We start from the raw sequence: 18,321 nt of genomic DNA, 5'->3' as shown, positions 1-18,321 counted from the left end.
AAATAGAGTTAATGATGGTGCCTTGTTTTACAACTTAGATAGTCCTGGGCCAGTAAGTCAGTCATTGAACATCATGCCCACGCAAGTTCTCAACGTTTACTCGGGAGTGCTGGCCGCACGACTAGATGGGGCTTGGCCTACCGGAAGTGTCGGCGAATATTTCGACGGTGTATACATAGACTATGACACATTTCCGGGGAACCACGCATGGCCGCGTGTGGGGGCGACGTTCGACGGGGGGGTATTGGTGCACGAGGTCGGTCACTGGCTCGGTCTCTTACACACGTTCGCTGGTGGGTGCCATGCAGACAGTGTGCCTGTATGTACTAATGGGCCACAGCCAGGATGTTGTCCTCAGTTTAGTGACTTGGACGACAACGGATTCTGTGAGTGTAACGAGTATGGGGACGGTATGTGTAGCACAGCCCCACACAGCGACTTGGGAGCGGGTGGCAGTTGTCCCTCGCAGGATTCTTGCCAAGATGCTAACGGACCTGATCCTATTGACAACTACATGAGCTACTCCTCAGATCTGTGTAAGGAGAGGTTTGAAGGAGATCAGCACACACGCATGCGTTCTACGGCGCTTGGCGGACGCTCCATAGGAGTGGACTTGCCTGTCTTTGACCAAGATCTAGTTATCGACTCCAATGAGTCGTTGACTCTCTACGGCGAAACACTAAAGTTTGCACCGGGCAAGCGGCTCATCGTGCACGGGGCGCTCAATGCGGAGGGCACGACCTTCACTGCGTCGAACCCCACCGATGGCTGGGGCGGCATCCGCTACCAGCCCGGTAGTACAGGGCTTCTTCAGGACGCCACTGTGGAAGGCGTGGACAGCATGATCGGCAACAGCCCTGCCCCCACCGTTCGCGTCGAGAACGCCGATGTGACGCTGGAGGGGGTAGTCCTTGATGGCGGAACCGGAGCGGGCCTTTTCGTTGTCGGAAACCAGGCCGATGTGGTTGTGCAACCAAGTAGCCAGCGACTTTCTCAAATCCTTTCCCCTGGTGGGAACGGGGTCGTGGCAGGCAACCACGCCGATGTCTACCTCGACGACGTCACCATTTTCGAAAGTGGTAGCGTCGGCGTCTACACCACCACGTTCGGCGACATCTACCTCCGCGAGACCGAAATCGACCTAAGTGGGCAGAATGGAGCACGCGCGCACGGCGAGGGGCGTATCATCTTCGGGTTCCCAGGACGCAACGCTGGTGCCAACGACCAGAACAACTTCATCACGAGCAGCGGCGCGAACACGCTCTATGCCGACGCAGGCGGTACGGTCTATGGCGGCGGGCAGGGAATAGGGTTTGATGACAACTATCGCCATAGCTGGTTCCGGCGCGGCGTCATCAACGCCAACGAGCACCACGCCCGGATCTACGCAGCAGATGTGATCGCTGAGTGCAACTACTGGAACGACGGCCAGACCAACGCTCCTGGCCCGGACCTCACCTTCGTGGATACGCAGAATGGGGGGATCTTCGACGGCGACCCCTTTCTCGCGAGCCCTCCGAACGTCTCCACAACTTGTGGTGTCCTTGAGATCACCGGCGAGACGAACCACATGGCCCGGACGAGCATGCCGGGCACGGACACACCGAGCACGGAGCAGACCGCAGGAGGGCCGCCTGCAGGCATGATGCCCGAGCGTTGGTGGGCCATCGCAGACGGCATCGAGAACAAGGACCCGGCGGTCGGTATCGGGCACATCGTGAGTGCCATCCAGCGCGCCCGCACGCCTGCCGAAACCCGCCGAGCCTATGAGGTGGCCGCACAGTTGGGCAGCGACGAGGCGCATCCTGGCCTCGAGGGTTTTCTCTTTGGGCAGAGCCGCCGAACTACGCACCGCCCCTACGCCCTCGAAGCACGGGCTGCGATCCACTACGGTACAGGCCGGGTGGATGAGGCGCAGGCTGACGCGGACGTGCTCATCGCGGAGTACGGGGAGACGGAGCATGGGCGGCAAGGGTGGCTCGTGCGCTACATGCTCGCCTCAGACGCGAAGGATCGGGGTGGGGCGGAGGCGGCACTCGCCGAGGTAGAGGCCCGGTGGCCTGATTACGACGCCGCGGTACTGCGCGAGGCTACGGCGGGTTTAAGCGCGGCATCAGCACTACCGCGCACGCTTGCGACGCGTGCAGGCATGAAGCCCTCCCCACCAACGGTGCAAGCGGCCTCGGAGACTGCGCTCCCGGAGGCGACAGAGCTTCGTGCGCCCTATCCGAACCCGACGACGGGTGGGGTGACCATCCCGCTAGCCCTGGCCGAGGGGGCTGACGTGACGCTCACCGTGACCAATGCGCTCGGGCAGCGGGTGCGTCAGCAGGCCGCGCGCTCCGAGGTGCCCGGTGTCTACGCGTACGCGCTCGACACAGCCGAGCTAGCCCCCGGCGTATACGTGGTGCAAGTCACGGTCGCGAGTGCGGCCGCGACAACGCAGCACCAGCAGACCTTCACGGTTGTCCGGTAGCCTGTTATGAGCGAGGCCGTATCCCGCTGGTTCTGCCGCTGTGTCGTGGCGCTCGTCCTGCTCGGGGGAGCGCCAGGGGTCCAGGCGCAGGAGCCGATCGCCTGGGAGGTCGTCAGCGACTCGCTCCAGGTGCGCAGTCTCACCCTGAGCGGCGACTCCGCCGTCCACTTCGTGGGAACCGATGGGGCCTGGGTGTGGCGCCGCGCTGATGAGTCCTTCACCCGATTCAACCGGGCTGGAGCCTACACGGGGATCCTGATGGCGTCGACGGGCCGCCTCTTCTTCCTCGACAGCAGCGTGCGCATGTCCACCGACTACGGCGCGATGACCCCCCTCGCCGTCCACGAGGGCAAGGCCATCCTCGAGATGCCCACGGGCACGCTCGTCGTCGTCGGCGATGGCGGCCATGTCAACCGCTCCACCGACGCGGGCGACACCTGGACGGCGACTCCCATTCCGGTCTTCGACACGGTGCTTGGGCGCGGCCTCGCCTTCGCCCCGCCGACGCCGGAGCTCCCCTTCGGGCGGCTCGTGACGGTGGGGCTGGGCGGCGCGGCCGTGTCCGACGACGGGGGGCTCACGTGGGAGGAGACGAACCTGGCGCAGTTCTTCGGCTACGATGCGGAGTCGGTGGTGTACTCGGCGGCGTTGGGGGCGTTCTTCACGGCGATGAACGGAGCGGTGGAGGACGGGGGAAGCCAGTTCGGTGCGATCCGGAAGAGTGTCGATGGGCGGGTATGGGAGACGGTGGGGCGGTTGCCTGCCGACGAGCGGGGGTTTGTCTCGAAACTCGCAGCGGGGGCAAATGGCAGCCTGTGGGCCGTGATGGGGGGCTTGGACAACGTCCCACAAGGCGAGGTATGGCGCTCGGTGGACGGGGGCGTGACGTGGCAGTCCGTGGGCGCCTTCGATGGCGAGGCGCTGGTGGGCAACCGGCTCATCGTGCGGGACGTGGTGATCGGCCCGGAGGGTCGGGTGTGGGTGGGCTTCAGCCAGGGCGTAGGAGGTCCGTTCAAGAAAGGGTTGTTGGTGCGCACGGTGGAGGCGGTGGCAGCGTCGGGCGCGGCGGGGGAGCCTGCGACGCCGAGCGAGGCCCTGGTGCTGGGCACCCCGTACCCGAATCCCGGCACTGGGGCGGTGACGGTGCCGCTCACGCTCGCGCAGGCTACTACCGTGCGCGTGGCGGTGGTGGACCTGCTCGGCCGCGAGGTGGCAGTGCTGCACGACGGTCTGCTCGTGGCAGGCACGCAGACGCTCACGTTCGAGACGGTCGGGCTGCCTGCGGGGGTCTACGTGGTGCGAGCTCGCGTCGGGGCCGTGACGGAGACGCGGCGGGTGACGGTGGCGCGGTAGGACCGCTCCCCCCGTTTCGGTTGACGGTCGCTGCGCTCCCGCCTCAACCAAAACTGTCCCCCTCACGTGTGAGGCGGACAGCCCGAGGAGCGGAGTTCGTCAGAACGGAGACGACGCAGGGCGGGGGGAGCCGCCTTGCTACTCGCCGACCTTCTTCAGCGCAGTCATGCCTTCGAGACGGTTCGTCACGGCGGTCATGCGGTGGAGCTGCTCCGCAAGCGCCTCTGTGAGCACGCCCTCTTCCAGGCGCCACGCCCAGTTGATGCCGCCGAGGCTACCCGGCCGGTTGATGCGCGTGTCCGAGCCGAGGCCGAGCAGATCTTGCACGGGGAACACCGCCAGGTTGGCGACCGACGTGAGCACGGCCCGGATCGAGGCCCAGTGCAGGTGGTCGGTGCCGGGGAGGCCGAGGTAGGCACAGGCGAAGTCGCGGATGCGTTTCGCCTCCGCTTCCGCCACCGTCACCTCGGGGTTGTTGTTCCAGCCTTGGATGGTGTCGTTGTCGTGCGTGCCCGTGTAGGCGACGTGCGCGTGGCGGTAGTTGTGCGGCAGGTGCTCTGAGTTGGGCCCCTCATCATAGCCGAATTGGAGGACGACCATGCCGGGGAAGTCGAACTCGGCCATGATCGCGCGGACGCCCGGCGTGATGATGCCAAGGTCCTCGGCGATGATGGGCAGGGGTGCGCCGAATTGCTTCTCGAACATCGCGAAGAGGTCGGAGCCGGGGCCCTCGATCCACTCGCCGTTGACGGCCGTGTCCTCGTCGCCGGGGCTCTGCCAGAAGGCCTCGAAGCCGCGGAAGTGGTCGAGGCGGACGAGGTCCATCAGCTTGATCGCGCGGGCCATGCGCTGGACCCACCAGCCGTAGCCGTTGCGCTTCATGCGGTCCCAGCGGTAGATCGGGTTGCCCCAGCGCTGGCCCGTCTCCGAGAAGTAGTCCGGCGGGACGCCCGCCACCACGGTCGGCTGGCCGTCGTCGTTGAGGAGGAAGAGGTCCTGGTTGGCCCACACGTCGGCGCTGTCGTGGGCGACGTAGATCGGGAGGTCGCCGAGGAGGCGGATGGAGCGCTGGCGGCAGTAGGACCACAGCGCCTGCCACTGCGCGTCGGCGACGAACTGCGCGAAGGTGTGGAGGCGGATCGCGTCGGCGTGCGTCTTGCGGGCCTGCGCGAGGGCGTCCGGGTCGCGGCGGACGCAGGCGGGCTCCCAGTCCGTCCAGGCGACGCCGCCGTGCGCCTCTTTGAGCGCGGCGAAGAGGGCATACTCGGGGAGCCAGTCCGCGTGCAGCGCCTCGAACGTGGCGAGGTCGTCGGCGGTGTAGCCGGGCAGGCCAGCCCCGTCCAGGAAGTGCGCGTGGGCGCGGCGCAGGAGGTCCCACTTGTAGTGCTCAACGGGCCCGAAGTCGACGTGGTCGTCTGGGAACGCGGGCACGTCGGCGAGGTCGTCGTCGGTGAGCAGGCCTGCGTCGCGCAGCTTGTCGGGGCTGACGAGGTAGGGGTTGAGCGCGAACGTGGACGGGCTCGCATAGGGCGAGGCGCCGTAGCCCGGTGGCACGAGGGGGAGCACCTGCCAGACGCGCTGGCCTGCCTCCGCGAGGAAGTCTGCGAAGGCGTAGGCGGCGGGGCCGAAGTCGCCGATGCCGTAGCGGCCAGGCAGAGACGTGATGTGCAGAAGGAGGCCGCTGGAGCGAGGCAGGGACATCGGGGCAGGGGGCGAGGTGAGGGGAGAACGGCGAGCCCGAAAACTACGGAGCGCGGAGGGGGGAACGAGGCACCTCAACCGAGGTGCTGCGCGCGCGCCGTTCCTGCAGGGCGTAACGCAGCGATGACCTAGTGCTAACACAGAGGCAATCGGCTGGAGCGTGTCGTGCGGGTAAGTTGACATCCGTCTTGAATCGCTGCGGCGCTACTTGCTCGGCGAAGTCTTGGGTTGGCGAAGCCAGGAGCGGATCCTTCGCTACAGACCTACTCCAGGGCCCGTCCTCGTCGTCGTGCGGGGGCGGGTTTTGTTTAGCGCCAGCTAGGATTCAAGGCACGTTCTCACGTGGAAGGCGAGACCCTCTCATGTGGAAGGCGAGACCCTCGATGGTGAAACGCTGCGCGGGCGTGCTCGTAACTTTGGGCGTCACGCCTGCCAGGTCGCGGGAACCGCCTGGCCCTGCCCCACTTCCCCCAGCCTACCCCTCAACGATGGCCGACTTCAGCATCGAGCACTTCGCGCGCACCCTCCTCATCGAGAGCCTCTTCTACGACGAGGAGTACAGCGCCCTCGGCAACGTCAGCCTCATCGACCCGGAGCAGACGCGCGAGCGCTTTCTCGCCTCGTTCGACCCCGAGCGCAACATTTACCTCATCGAGGAGGCCATCGAGTGGGAAGACCTCGACGCCGACCGCGATGGCGAGATCGACTATGCGCTCGCGGTGGATGGCACGGAGCACGGCACCTATGAGGACCCCGCCGCCGCCGCCGACGAGCTCCTGAAGCTCGCCGCCGAGCACGGCCTCACGCCGACGTTCATGATCCTCTTCGAAGAAGACGAATTCTAAGAGGAACCACCACAGATACGGTGCTGTGATGGACACCGTGCCGCGATGGACACCTCGTCCTCTGCTACACCGCGACACCCTGCCAGACGCGCCACGCAAGCAGGCTCCAGCCTGCGATGAACGCCACGCCGCCGATGGGCGTGACGGCTCCCATGATCGGCAGGTCGGCCAGGACCAGCACGTAGAGGCTCCCGGAAAAGACCGCGATCCCGGCGACGAACAGCCACCCGGCCGCGCGGGCATCGATCCCCTGGAGCAGAAGCAGCCCCACAACGAGCAGCGCGAGGGCGTGCACGAGGTGGTAGAGCACGCCCGTGCGGAAGGTGGCGATGCGATCAGGCGTGACGTAGGCTAGGTTTTCCAGCCCATGCGCGCCGAACGCCCCGAGCGCAACGCCGAGACCACCAAGCACAGCGCCGAGTGTGAGCAGCGTGCGCGCAGACGGGGCGAGCAGAGAAAGCACGTCGGGGTTGCCCATGAGTGGAGCGGTCTTGCAGTGTGACTTGCAGTGCGGCGGTGTCTCAAGGCTGCACGGCCATGCTTGTTCAGGTTGGCCGCCTACTCGGGTTCGCCTTTCTCGATGGGCGCACCGACGAGGTTGCCCCACTCCGTCCACGAGCCGTCGTAGTTCTTCACGCGGTCGAAGCCGAGTAGGTATTTCAGCACAAACCATGTGTGGCTCGAGCGTTCGCCGATGCGGCAGTAGGCAATCGTCTCGTCGGGCGAGGTGAGGCCTTGCTCGGTAAGGTAGATCGCTTCGAGGTCCGCGCGCGGCTTAAACGTGCCATCTTCGGCCGCCGCGCGGCTCCACGGGATGTTGGCGGCGCCGGGAATATGGCCACCGCGGATGGCCCCTTCCTGTGGGTAGCCCGGCATGTGCGTCACCTCGCCGATGTATTCCTGCGGGCTGCGCACGTCCACGAGCGCGCCGCCGCGCTTCATGTGGGCCATCACCTCGTCGCGGAAGGCGCGGATCGAGAGGTCTGGGTCCTTCGGTTCGTAGGCGGTCAGTTCGAAGCTCGGCGCTTCGGTGGTCAGGGCTCGGCCTTCGGCGATCCACTTGGCGCGGCCGCCGTCCATCACGCGGCAGTCGCGGTGGCCGTAGAGTTTGAATGTCCAGAAGGCATAGGTGGCCCACCAGTTGTTCTTGTCGCCGTAGAAGACGACCGTCGTGTCTTCAGTGATGCCGTGCTCGGCACAGAGGCGCGCGAACGCTTCCTTGCCGACGTAGTCACGAACGACCTCGTCTTGGAGGTCGTTGACCCAGTCGATGTGGACGGCGTTGTGGATGTGACCGGTGCCGTAGAGCAAGAGGTCCTCGTTGCTCTCGACGAGACGTACGTTGGCCGTGTCGGAGCGGTGGTGAGCGACCCACTCGGTCGAGACGAGCACCTCGGGATGGGCGAAGGCAGCCATGGGGGGGCGGATAGGTGAAGAGGGGAAAGGCGACGTTCTCAATCCGTCGGCGAGGCGAATCGTTCCGGGCGGGCCGCCGAGTGAAGGCAGAAGTGACGCGTGAAGGGTTCAGCGTGAAGAGCGCTCAGGTGGCTTGACGCCTGCATGCTGACGCGACACCTTCCGGCACGTCCACACGTCCACACGTCCACACGTCCACACGTCCACACGTCCACACGTCGCTCATGCCCCGCGTTCTCATCACCGACAACCTCGCGCCGGTCTGCCACGACCGCCTCGCCCAGAATGGCATCGACTTCGAGGTACATCTCAAGAGGTCCGAGGACGAACTCGCCGCCCTCGCGGGCGACTTCGACGGGTGGATCATCCGCAGCGGGACGACCATCACCGCGAACTTGATCGATCATGCGGCAAAGCTTCAGGTGATCGGGCGAGCGGGCGTCGGTGTGGACAACATCGACCTGGAGGCGGCAACGCGAAAGGGCATCCTCGTCGTCAACGCCCCCGACGGCAACACGATCTCGACGGCTGAGCACACGTGCGCGATGATGCAGGCGCTCGCGCGGCGCATCCCGCACGCGCACGCCTCGGTTACGGCAGGAGAGTGGGCGCGCAAGCAGTTTTCCGGCGCCGAGCTCTTGGGCAAGACGCTCGGCGTGGTGGGCGTTGGCAAGATCGGGCGGGCGGTGGCGCAGCGGATGCAGGGTTTCGAGATGCGCGTGCTCGGCTTCGACCCGGTGCTCGGCGAGGACGCCGCCCGCCGCCACGGGATCGAGCTCGTAGACCTGCAGACGCTGTTCGCCGAGAGCGACTACATCACGGTCCACACGCCTCTCAACGACGGCACACGCGGGCTCCTCAACGCCGAGACGCTCGCCCAGTGCAAGGACGGCGTCCGTCTCGTCAACTGCGCACGCGGTGGCATCATCGACGAGGCGGCGTTGCTCGACGCGCTCCAAAGCGGCAAAGTTGCCGGGGCCGCCCTCGACGTGTTCTCCGAGGAGCCGCTGAGCGAGGCGCTGTTAAAGCTTGTCCGGCATCCGAAGGTCGTCGCTACGCCGCACATCGCCGCGTCCACGGGCGAGGCGCAGGAGAAGGTGGCCGTGCAGATCACCGAGCAGGTGGTGCGTGCGCTCAAAGACGAGCCGGTCTCGACGCCCGTCAACGCTGGCGCCCTCCGCGCCGCCGCACAGCCCGAGGCCAAGCCCTTCCTCGACCTTGCCGACCGCTTGGGACAGATCGCGAGCCAACTTGTGGACGGTAGCCTCCGGCGCATCACCGTGCGGAGCTACGGCGAGGCGCTGCACCGCTATGCCGAGGTGCTCACCGTGGCGGCGCTGCGTGGCGTGATGGCGCGCTGGAGCCCGGAGCCCGTGAACCTCATCAACGCAAACACCCTAGCCCGTGAGATGGGCTTACACACAAGCGAGGAGTGGCGTACCAGCTCAGGGGACTATGACTATCCGAACCTCGTTGAGGTGATCGTGGAGACGGCGCAGCGCACGCGCTCGGTGATCGGGACCGTCCGGGCGCCCGGCGATGGGCGCCTCGTAGGGCTTGATGGCTACCGCTTTGAGGGCAAGCCGACTGGACACCTCCTGTTCTATCGCAACGTGGACCGGCCCGGCATGCTCGCGACCGTCGGGGGCATTCTCGCAGAAGCTGAGGTCAACATCGCGGCACTCGCGCTCGGACGCAGTAGCCTCGGCTCGATGGCGCTCACGGTGATCTCGACCGATGAGGGCGTCCCCGCCGAAGTGCGCCGCCGCGTCGAGGCGATCGAGGGGGTTGAAGACGTGCGCCTTGTAGCTGTATAGCTCGCATGGAAGCGTAGGCAGCGTAGCCCGAAAAAAATGCGACAACTGGGGGACAAATAGGTGCATGCCCCTGAATCCGGCTTGAGGGAATGGTCCCGGGCGCGTAGGTTGCACTCAGTCTGAGTTGTGCTCGAACAAGACCTGGCAATCCACTAGGATGGCTTGGGGCGATCCCCGGGGCCAGGTCTATGGCGAGCGTCTGTCCCGGGCTCGTCCGCTCGAGGGAACCTCCACAGTGCCTTGACACCCTTTGAGGGCTCCCTCTATATTCGCCACGCTCAAGTCCGCAATACTCTCGTAACCCCGATCCGCGCGCATCCTCGATACTACCCCTCTTCGCCCCACCGTTCACTCGTGCTGCGCTTCGGCAATGCACTCCGGGTCCGGGGCACGCGCGCGGCTTCGCCCTTAACCTTGCACCGCCACTAGGTTCACCCCGCCGCACTACGGCGACTCGCGTGTTTTGGTTACGTTGGTCTTCCAACTGCACCACGCGCCGCCCGTACGACCATCCACCCCTTGGAAGCGGAGCGTCCTAGCTGGCATTCGTCCTTCACCCCAGACCACCATCACGGAGGTAGCATATGTACCGTACTGCGAGTACGCTGATGCTGTTGCTGTTGCTTGCCGCGCCGCTCACGGCGCTTGCGCAAGGCACCGGCAAGATTTCAGGCATCGTCACCGACAACGCAGGCGATCCCTTGCCTGGTGCCAACGTCGTTATCGACGGTACCACGCTCGGGGCCGCCACCAACATCGATGGCGAGTACGTCATCCTAGGCGTGCCCATCGGCACCTACAACGTGACGGCCTCCTTCGTGGGCTTCGCGTCGGTCACCATCGAAGGAGCGGAGGTGAACTCGGGGTTCACGCGCATCCTCGACTTCGAGTTAGGGTCCAGCGACATCATGGACGAAATCGTAGTCGAGTACGAGCGCCCGCTCATCCAGAATGATGCCATTGGTGCGCCCACCGTTGTCTCAGGCGAGGAGATCGAGAATCTCCCAGTCCGTGGCGTTGGCGCGGTGACGGCGCTCCAGACGGGCGTTGTGAGCGAAGCCGACTCGGATGACCTGTTCATCCGTGGTGGCCGTGGCGAGGAAGTCGTCTACTTCGTGGACGGCGTCAAGGTGACGAGCAGCGCCCGCCTCAACGTCAACCAGCAGGCGATCGCCGAGCAGGAGATGCTCCTCGGCACGATCCCAGCCCGGTATGGCGACGTGCAGTCCGGCGTGGTTTCGATCACGACCAAATCGGGTGGTGTCGACTACTTCGGGTCGCTCGAACTCATCACGAGCGAGGTGCTCGACAACTACGGCTTCAATACAGGGACGATCTCGCTCGGTGGCCCGCTGGTCCCGAGCGCAGGTGCTGCCGACAAAGCCAGCTTCTTCATCTCGGTAGGGGGCCTGACCCAGACGGATCAGAACCCCTACGGGCGTGACTTCGTCGAGTTGTCGGACGCCGCGTTTGACCAACTGCTCGCCGCTCCACAGCTCTTCGAAGTCGTGAACGAAGACGGCACCAGCCGCTTCATTCCGGTCCCGGATGCCGTCGTGGCGGGCACAGCCGGTCAGGACATCCTGAACAACCCGGCCGCCTTCGGCATCGAACTGGGTGAGGGCGAGACCCTGCTCCAAGAGACGGGCACCACGTTCCCGCGCATCATCGATGCGACCGAGACGATCACGGGTGACCAGTACGAGCGCGTCGACACGAAAGACAACCCGTTCCGCAGCCTCACCGTTGATGGCAACCTGACGTTCAACCCGGTCAACTCAGCAACGGTGCGGTTGGGCGGCAACTTCAACCAGGACTACGACGAGTCTTACTCGTACACAAATGGCTTTTTCAACCGCAACCGCTTCTTCATTCGGGAGACGGATAGCTGGCGCGTCTTCGGCAACTACCGCCAACGCCTCGGCGACGCCGCTTTCTTCCAGGTCCAGGGCGAGTTCAGCAGCTTCGAGACCGTGTTGTTCCCGAATGGCTTCAGTGGAGACGTGGAGGACATGCTGCGCTACGGCGACATCTCTGACCCGGTGAACGAGGTCGCAGCGCGCTACATCCGCTTCGAGGGCGGCGTGGCAACGCCCCCGCTAGACGGCAACTTCGGTTCGGTGGTTGGAGATAGCTACGGCCTCTTCAACAACCCGGGCAACGTGGCTGCCTACGACACCTACGACCGTCGTGACGAGACGCGCCTCCGCTTCTCGGGCTTTGGTACGGCCCAGCTCGGCGTGCACCAGATCGAGTTCGGTGGCGAGTTTGAAACCGAGACACGCCGCCGCTTCCGCTTCACGAACGGCTCGCGCCTCGCGCAGTTCGCAAACGACCCCAACGACCCGTTCGCACCTGGTGCCGAAGGTCTCACCGAGGGCGGGGCAAGCGCCTACGACGAACTTGGCTTCAGCGATTTCTCGCAGCGCGGTCCGACGCTCTACTACGGGTACAGCTTCAACGGCCTCCGCGAAGTAGACGACCAGAACGTCGCGAACTTCTTCGACACGGCCTACGAGGGCGATGACAAGTACGACATCGCGCCGCACAAGCCGCTCTACTACGGGGGCTATATCTCTGACAAGATCGAGTTCCGTGACCTCGTGCTCCAACTCGGCCTTCGTGTAGACGTCTTCGACAACAACACGGTAGCTCCCCTCGATCTCTATGCCCCGTTCCCGATCGTGCGCGCAGGCAACGCCGTGCTCACGGACCCGAACGAGGACCTCTTTCAGGGGGACGGATTCCAGCGCCCCGGCAACGTCGACGATGACTTCGCGGTCTACTTCGGAGACGATGGTGGCATCGTAGCCTACCGTGACCTCGAAGGCAACTTCTTCGACGAGAACGGTACGAGCATCAACAGCAACGACATCGGCAACCTCGTCTTCAACGTGGGTGGCCAGACGTCGTCGCTGGGTGGAACGACTCCTGAGTTGGTCGACTACGAGCCTCAGGTCACCGTGATGCCGCGCGTGGGCATCAGCTTCCCGGTCACTGATCGGGCGCTCTTCTTCGCGAGCTACAACGTGACGAGCCAGCGTCCTACGGTCGGGTCGTTCGCGTCGCTCAACCGATACATCGACCTCGAGAGCGCGTTCATCAACAACCCGAACCTCAAGCCGGAGCGCACAACTCAGTACGAACTGGGCTTCCGCCAGCGTCTCGGCGAGCGCGCCGCGCTTACCATCTCGGGTTTCTACCGGACGCAGGAAAACAAGATCAACGTCCGCGAGGTGCAGTTCAGCGAACTGGGGTACTTCACGTACCTGAACACGGACTTCACCACCACGAAGGGCATGGAACTGGGGTTCGACCTGCGTCGGACCAACAACTTGGCCCTCGACGTGAACTACACGCTCTCCTTCGCGCAGGGGACCGGCTCCTCGGGCCTGTCCTCCTTCACGGCGGCCTTCCGCGATGGTATCATTCCGGAGACCATCTTCCCGCTGGACTTCGACCGGCGCCACGTCTTCACGGCGTCCATCGACTATCGCCTCGGCAACGACGAAGGTCCTCAGGTGCTGGGTGCCAGCATCTTGGAAAACTTCGGGGTCAACCTCCTGGCTCAAGTGCAGAGCGGTCAGCCGTTCACGGCACGCGAGATTCGCGACGCCCCGCTGACCTCGGACATCAACGTGGGCGACGTCGTTGGCTCGCCGAACAGCGTCACGATGCCCACGACGGCTGAGCTGAACCTCAAGGTCAACCGCGTCTTCGACCTCGGCTTCGGCGGTGCGCAGCTGAACGCGTACTTCTGGATCCTGAACCTCCTCGATCAGGAGATCATTGCCAACGTCTACCGCACGACGGGACAGCCTGACGAAGACGGTTTCGGCAGCTACGACTCGTTCCAGGGCACAGCCACCCGCGTGGCGGGCGTGCCTGACTTCCTCTACGACGAAGCCTACATCGCCTCCCCGGTGATTGTGGCCCGCGACGAGTTCACCTCCGCAGCTGCAGGCTCGCGGTTCTACGGCCAGCCTCGTCGGTTCCGCCTAGGGCTCCTCTTCAGCTTCTAACGACCTCGCCGCAGGCATGGCAACCTCCTCACTGTGCTGCCATGCCTGCGTGTCCAACTCTGTCTTCCTCTAGCGACACCCACCCATATTCATGCGATATCTCCTTCTGGCGGCCTTGGGCATCGCTCTGACAGCTGGAGTGGCTCCAGCTACTCAGGCTCAGGCCCCTGGCAACTGCCAAACTGGTGTGGCGCAGCGTGACCTCGACGTCAACAACGTCCGGGCGCGTATGTACAACATCGGTAACCTCTTCTGGCGCTCGACCGACCCGGTCTACACCGTGCCAGCATCGGGTACGACCAACTCTATCTTTGCAGCCGGCATCTGGGTCGGCGGTCTCATCGACGGCGAGCTCCGCATGGCGGGCTCGACCTACGGCCCCTTCGAGTTCTGGCCCGGTCCTCTCAATGAAGACGGCACGCTCCCGGACCCGAACGACTGTGCTCAGTTCGACCGGCTCTACAAGGTGAGCCGTGCTGACATTCTTGCCTTCGAGGCAGGCACAGCCCTGGCTCCCGACCTGCGTGACTGGCCTGCCGAACTTGGTGCGCCCGTTCTCGCCGCCCGGTCCAATGGTTTCGATGACGACGGCGACGGCCTCGTGGATGAAGGCACCGACGGCCTCGACAACGACGATGACGGTCGCGTAGACGAGCGCGACGAAACTGAGCGCGCCGATCCTGACGTACGCCAAGCAGGTGGCCTTTCCACCTACGACCTCGCTGGCGGGGATCGCCCCGACATCATCGGCGACCAGGGCATCTGGTGGGTCATGAACGACGTGGGCAACCGACACCAGCGTACGGGTAGCCCGCCTATCGGCCTTGAAATCCAGGCGCAGGCCTTTGCCTTTGCGCGTGCTGACGCCCTCAACGATGTCACCTTCTACAAGTACAAGTTCATCTATCGCGGTTCACAGCCGCTCGAAGAAGCCTACCTGACACTCTTCGTGGATGCTGACCTGGGTGAGGAGTTCGAGGATGACTACATCGGGAGCGATCCTGAACTCGGTGTGGGCTACATCTACAACGCTGACAACGAAGACGAGGGCGGCTACGGTGTACCGCCTCCGGCTCTGGGCTACGACTTCTTCCAAGGCCCGATCGTGGACGAAGACTTCCCGGGTGTCGGTGACGATATGGCACCGGATACCCTTGGCATGACCTCGTTCGGCTATTTCAACAACGGGGCATGCGACGACTTGTGTGACCCGCAGGACGCCCAGCAGTACTACAACTACATGACAGGCCGCTGGAAAGACGGCCAACCATGGACAGAGGGCAGCACAGGCCGTGGCGGCTCGGTGCCGGTTGACTATGTCTATCCGGGCTTCCCCGGCGATTACTGGAGCGAGCTCTGCCCGGAGACCCCGAACTGTGGTGAACCGGTACCGCCAAGTGACCGCCGCTTCTTCCAGACGACTGGACCGTTCACGATCAACCCAGGCGATGTTCAGGAGATCACATTCGGTATTGTCTGGGCAACGGGTTCGGACAACATCGGGTCGGTCTCGGCCATGCTCGCCGCAGACCAGCTTGCTCAGACGGCCTTCGACGTGGACTTCGAGCTTCCGCTCCCGCCTCCCCCGCCGGCACTCAGCGTGTCTGAGCTGAACGGCGAGGTTGTCCTGTCTTGGAGCTATGACCCGTCGTCGAGCAACTACCTCGGTACCTATGAGGTCAGCGACCCGTTCTTGGCCAACCGAGACGATGTGACCGACAGGACGTACAACTTCCAGGGCTTCAACGTCTACCAGTTCGACAGCCCTGAGGACGCGACCCCAACACGGATCGCTACCTACGACATTGTGGACGATGTCACCCAGCCGATCGACCGCGCGCTGGATGCTTCGACGGGTGAGTTCTTCCCATTCATCGCAGCGTTTGGTACGGACTCGGGCCTGCAGTACTACCAGGCTATCACCAACCTGACCAACTATCAGGACTTCTACTACGGAGTGTCGGCGTATGCCTTCAATGACGACTCCATTCCGAAAGTCCTAGAAGGCCAAATCCGCCGCATCACGGTGCGTCCGCGCGACGTGTTTGCAGCAAACAACGGCAACCAGGTCCAGATTGGTGGCGCCACTGAGCTTGTCCAACTCATGGACGACCCCGGACGTGGCTCCCTCGCCGTGCTGAACGCTGCGGTGGTCGATCCCTTCGCGGTCGATGCCAACGCTACCTACTCGGTGCGTGTCGTCGAGCTACCGGGTGCTGAAGAGGGCGAAGTCATCTTCTCGTACGACATTCTACGCGGTGAAGAACTGCTCTTTGATGGTACGGAGTTTGTCAACCTGACAGGTCGCGCGCCGTCTCCACTTGAAGTCGTCCAAGACGGTATCGCGTTCCTTACTACCAGTCTGCCGGCATCCGTTCCTGCAGCTGACCGTGATGAGAACAACCCGGATCTTCCAGGCCCCCCTGCCATCTCTGGTGCTGGTGCTGGCATCGTTGAAATCAGCAGCCCCAGCGGCGATGTCTGTGCCGACGATGACGCCGGATGTGATACCTACGGTGGCAACACCGTCTGGCATGACCCCTCGGGTGACTACTACATCTCGAGTGGCGGTGCTGCCGGTGCCCTTGGTGACCTATCTCTGAACGCAGACATCGCTGCGCCGGATGATTTCGAGATCCGGTTCACTGAAGAATGTGCTACGCCAGGCAACTGCTATGGGGTTTACCTATCGTCTCGCGACGGTGAGATCCTCAGCGTTCCGTTCGAAATCTGGAACGTGAGAGCTACGCCAGATGACCCCTCGGACGACATCCAGATGATCCCGTACTTCCGTGAGTCGGGCGATGCCCCGGTGACGGACTTCGCCAACGCGTTCCCGGGTACGGACAACTGGGCAGACGGACCGGGAGCACCGGTCACGGAGCGCCTGTTCATGTACATGCCGGACCGCCCCGATGGCTACGCCCAGTTCAACGAGGCCGCCCGCGGCTTCGGCGGGGCAGGCGCGCTGTACGATCGCGACGGTGACAGTGACGGTCAGGTCGAGCTCGGGAATGACGGCAATGACTGCCGCCTCCAGGGCATGTTTACGGACTTCTGCTACCTAGGTGGAGGGGGCGACCGTGGCAACTCGGTCATCAACAACCTGGTGTTTGCAGATGCGAACGGCAGCGGCACCACGCCTCCCGCGGGTACCGTGGTGCGCATCATCATGACGAAGCCCTTCCTCACGGAAGGCGACATCTTCACGATTGCCGGTTCGTCTGTAGGCTCCACGCCTAGCACGGAGGAAAGCCTGGCTGAAGCGGTCGACAACATCTACATCTCGCCCAACCCCTACCGCGGCGAGTCTAGCTATGAAGTCGGCGGTGAGAACCGTGTGGCTCGCTTCATCAATCTGACGGAGCGCTCCACCATCCGCATCTTCACCCTGGCCGGTACGCTCATCCGCACGTTGCAAACCAACGAGCCTGAGTTCGACTGGGACCTCAACACGGAAGCCGGTCTGCCAGTCGCAAGCGGGATGTACCTCATCTACGTGGAAGCGAAGAACGACGCAGGCGAGGTAGTCGGCGAGAAGGTGCTCAAGTTTGGCGTCGTGCAACGCGAGATCCAGCTGAACAACTTCTAAGCCACGCAACCTGTAAACTCTAACGCTCACCGTTATGAACACCCGCAATATCGCTCTCTACGGGTTGCTTCTTGCCCTAACTCTCGCCGCTGTGCCTGCCCAGGCACAGCGTGCCGAGAGCCCGGAGCAGTCTGGCACCCAAGGAGCCGAGCACCTTCTCATCCCGCTCACGGCGCGGTCGGCAGCCATGTCGAACTCGCTCACGAGCGGCCTCTCCAACCTCAACGGCATCGAGGCCCTCCAGTCGAACCCGGCTGGCCTCATGGCCAACACGGGCTCCAGCGCGCTCTTCAGTCGCATGGGCTACGTGGCTGACATCGGCGTCAACTACTTCGGTGTCGCGCAGCGCGTTGGCAACAACAACATCGCGCTCACGATCACGTCGTGGGACTTCGGCGACATCGACGCTATCCGCGAAGACGACCCGACGCCCTCGTCCACCTACACAGCCACGAACATCGTGGTAGGTGCTACCTACGCACGTCAGCTTACCGATCGCATCGCGGCAGGTTTGACGGCGAAGTTTGCCAACGAAACCATCGATGACATGAACGCGGCCTATGTCGCGTTCGACGCCGGCATGACCTACACCGTAGGTGAAAGCGGCCTCCGCTTCGGCGTTAGCCTGAAGAACCTCGGTCCGCAGATGTCCTTCGGCGGTCGCGGTCTTGCCCGTCCGATCCCAGTCGTAGACGCCACCAACGGCATCGCCGGTGAGATTCGCGCCCAGTCGCACGAGCTGCCCTCGCTCCTGAACTTCGGCGTGGCCTACACCCGCCAGTTCGCCGAGGGCATCGACGCGACGGTCATCGGCAACTTCCGCTCCAACTCCTACGACCCGGACCAGTACGCTGGTGCCCTTGAATTGGGCTACCAGAACATCGTGTTTGTCCGCGGTGGCTTCGAACTGCGCGAAGACATGGACCAGACCATGTACCAGGGCTGGAACGTCGGCGCAGGTATCAACTACGACTTCGACGGCGTCGGGATCGCAGTGGACTACGCCTTCCGTCCGGTTGACTTCTTCAGCAGCGTCAACCTGATCACGGCTGCAGTCTCGCTGTAAGCCCTGGAAAATGCCTTACGAAAGTGGGGGTAG

At 64.0% G+C, this 18,321-nt stretch carries 10 protein-coding genes; 7 read left to right on the top strand and 3 right to left on the bottom strand.

Annotated features, from left to right (window positions below):
• Positions 1-658: 658 nt before the first annotated feature.
• Positions 659-2,476, top strand: a complete 1,818-nt coding sequence (locus AAFU51_11840) for a T9SS type A sorting domain-containing protein (GenBank protein MEO1571950.1) — start codon at positions 659-661, stop codon at positions 2,474-2,476.
• Between the two features lie 45 nt (positions 2,477-2,521).
• Positions 2,522-3,829, top strand: a complete 1,308-nt coding sequence (locus tag AAFU51_11835; GenBank protein ID MEO1571949.1) for a T9SS type A sorting domain-containing protein — start codon at positions 2,522-2,524, stop codon at positions 3,827-3,829.
• A 138-nt stretch (positions 3,830-3,967) separates the two neighbouring features.
• On the opposite strand, the gene malQ is transcribed toward AAFU51_11835, so the two are convergent.
• Positions 3,968-5,713, bottom strand: coding sequence for a 4-alpha-glucanotransferase (gene malQ / locus AAFU51_11830; GenBank protein ID MEO1571948.1), 1,746 nt, complete (start codon positions 5,711-5,713; stop codon positions 3,968-3,970).
• A 305-nt stretch (positions 5,714-6,018) separates the two neighbouring features.
• Between malQ and AAFU51_11825 the strand changes: the two genes are divergently transcribed.
• Positions 6,019-6,375 carry a hypothetical protein gene (locus AAFU51_11825; protein MEO1571947.1) on the top strand — a complete coding sequence of 119 codons (357 nt, stop codon included), beginning with the start codon at positions 6,019-6,021 and terminating at the stop codon, positions 6,373-6,375.
• Between the two features lie 64 nt (positions 6,376-6,439).
• Here the strand turns inward: AAFU51_11825 and AAFU51_11820 are convergent, their stop codons facing one another.
• Positions 6,440-6,853: a DUF423 domain-containing protein gene (locus AAFU51_11820; GenBank protein MEO1571946.1), complete on the bottom strand. Its 414-nt coding sequence runs from the start codon at positions 6,851-6,853 to the stop codon at positions 6,440-6,442.
• An 80-nt stretch (positions 6,854-6,933) separates the two neighbouring features.
• Positions 6,934-7,791, bottom strand: coding sequence for a sulfurtransferase (locus AAFU51_11815; GenBank protein ID MEO1571945.1), 858 nt, complete (start codon positions 7,789-7,791; stop codon positions 6,934-6,936).
• Between the two features lie 224 nt (positions 7,792-8,015).
• Here AAFU51_11815 and serA point away from each other — a divergent pair, with 224 nt between their 5' ends.
• The 4 genes from serA to AAFU51_11795 all read left to right on the top strand — a co-directional run bounded on the left by serA (position 8,016) and on the right by AAFU51_11795 (position 18,288).
• Positions 8,016-9,608 carry a phosphoglycerate dehydrogenase gene (gene serA, locus AAFU51_11810; protein ID MEO1571944.1) on the top strand — a complete coding sequence of 531 codons (1,593 nt, stop codon included), beginning with the start codon at positions 8,016-8,018 and terminating at the stop codon, positions 9,606-9,608.
• A 584-nt stretch (positions 9,609-10,192) separates the two neighbouring features.
• Positions 10,193-13,630 carry a TonB-dependent receptor gene (locus AAFU51_11805; GenBank protein MEO1571943.1) on the top strand — a complete coding sequence of 1,146 codons (3,438 nt, stop codon included), beginning with the start codon at positions 10,193-10,195 and terminating at the stop codon, positions 13,628-13,630.
• 91 nt (positions 13,631-13,721) lie between these two features.
• On the top strand, positions 13,722-17,222 hold the full coding sequence (locus AAFU51_11800; protein ID MEO1571942.1) for a hypothetical protein: 3,501 nt from the start codon (positions 13,722-13,724) through the stop codon (positions 17,220-17,222).
• Positions 17,223-17,256: 34 nt separating this feature from the next.
• Entirely contained in the window at positions 17,257-18,288 is a 1,032-nt protein-coding gene (locus tag AAFU51_11795; GenBank protein MEO1571941.1) for a PorV/PorQ family protein, read from the top strand.
• Positions 18,289-18,321 lie beyond the last annotated feature (33 nt).

Source organism: Bacteroidota bacterium, from assembly GCA_039821555.1.
Taxonomy (GTDB): domain Bacteria; phylum Bacteroidota; class Rhodothermia; order Rhodothermales; family Rubricoccaceae; genus JBCBEX01.
Note: the sequence above shows the minus strand (reverse complement) of the source record. Positions and strands in the feature narration are given on the sequence as shown.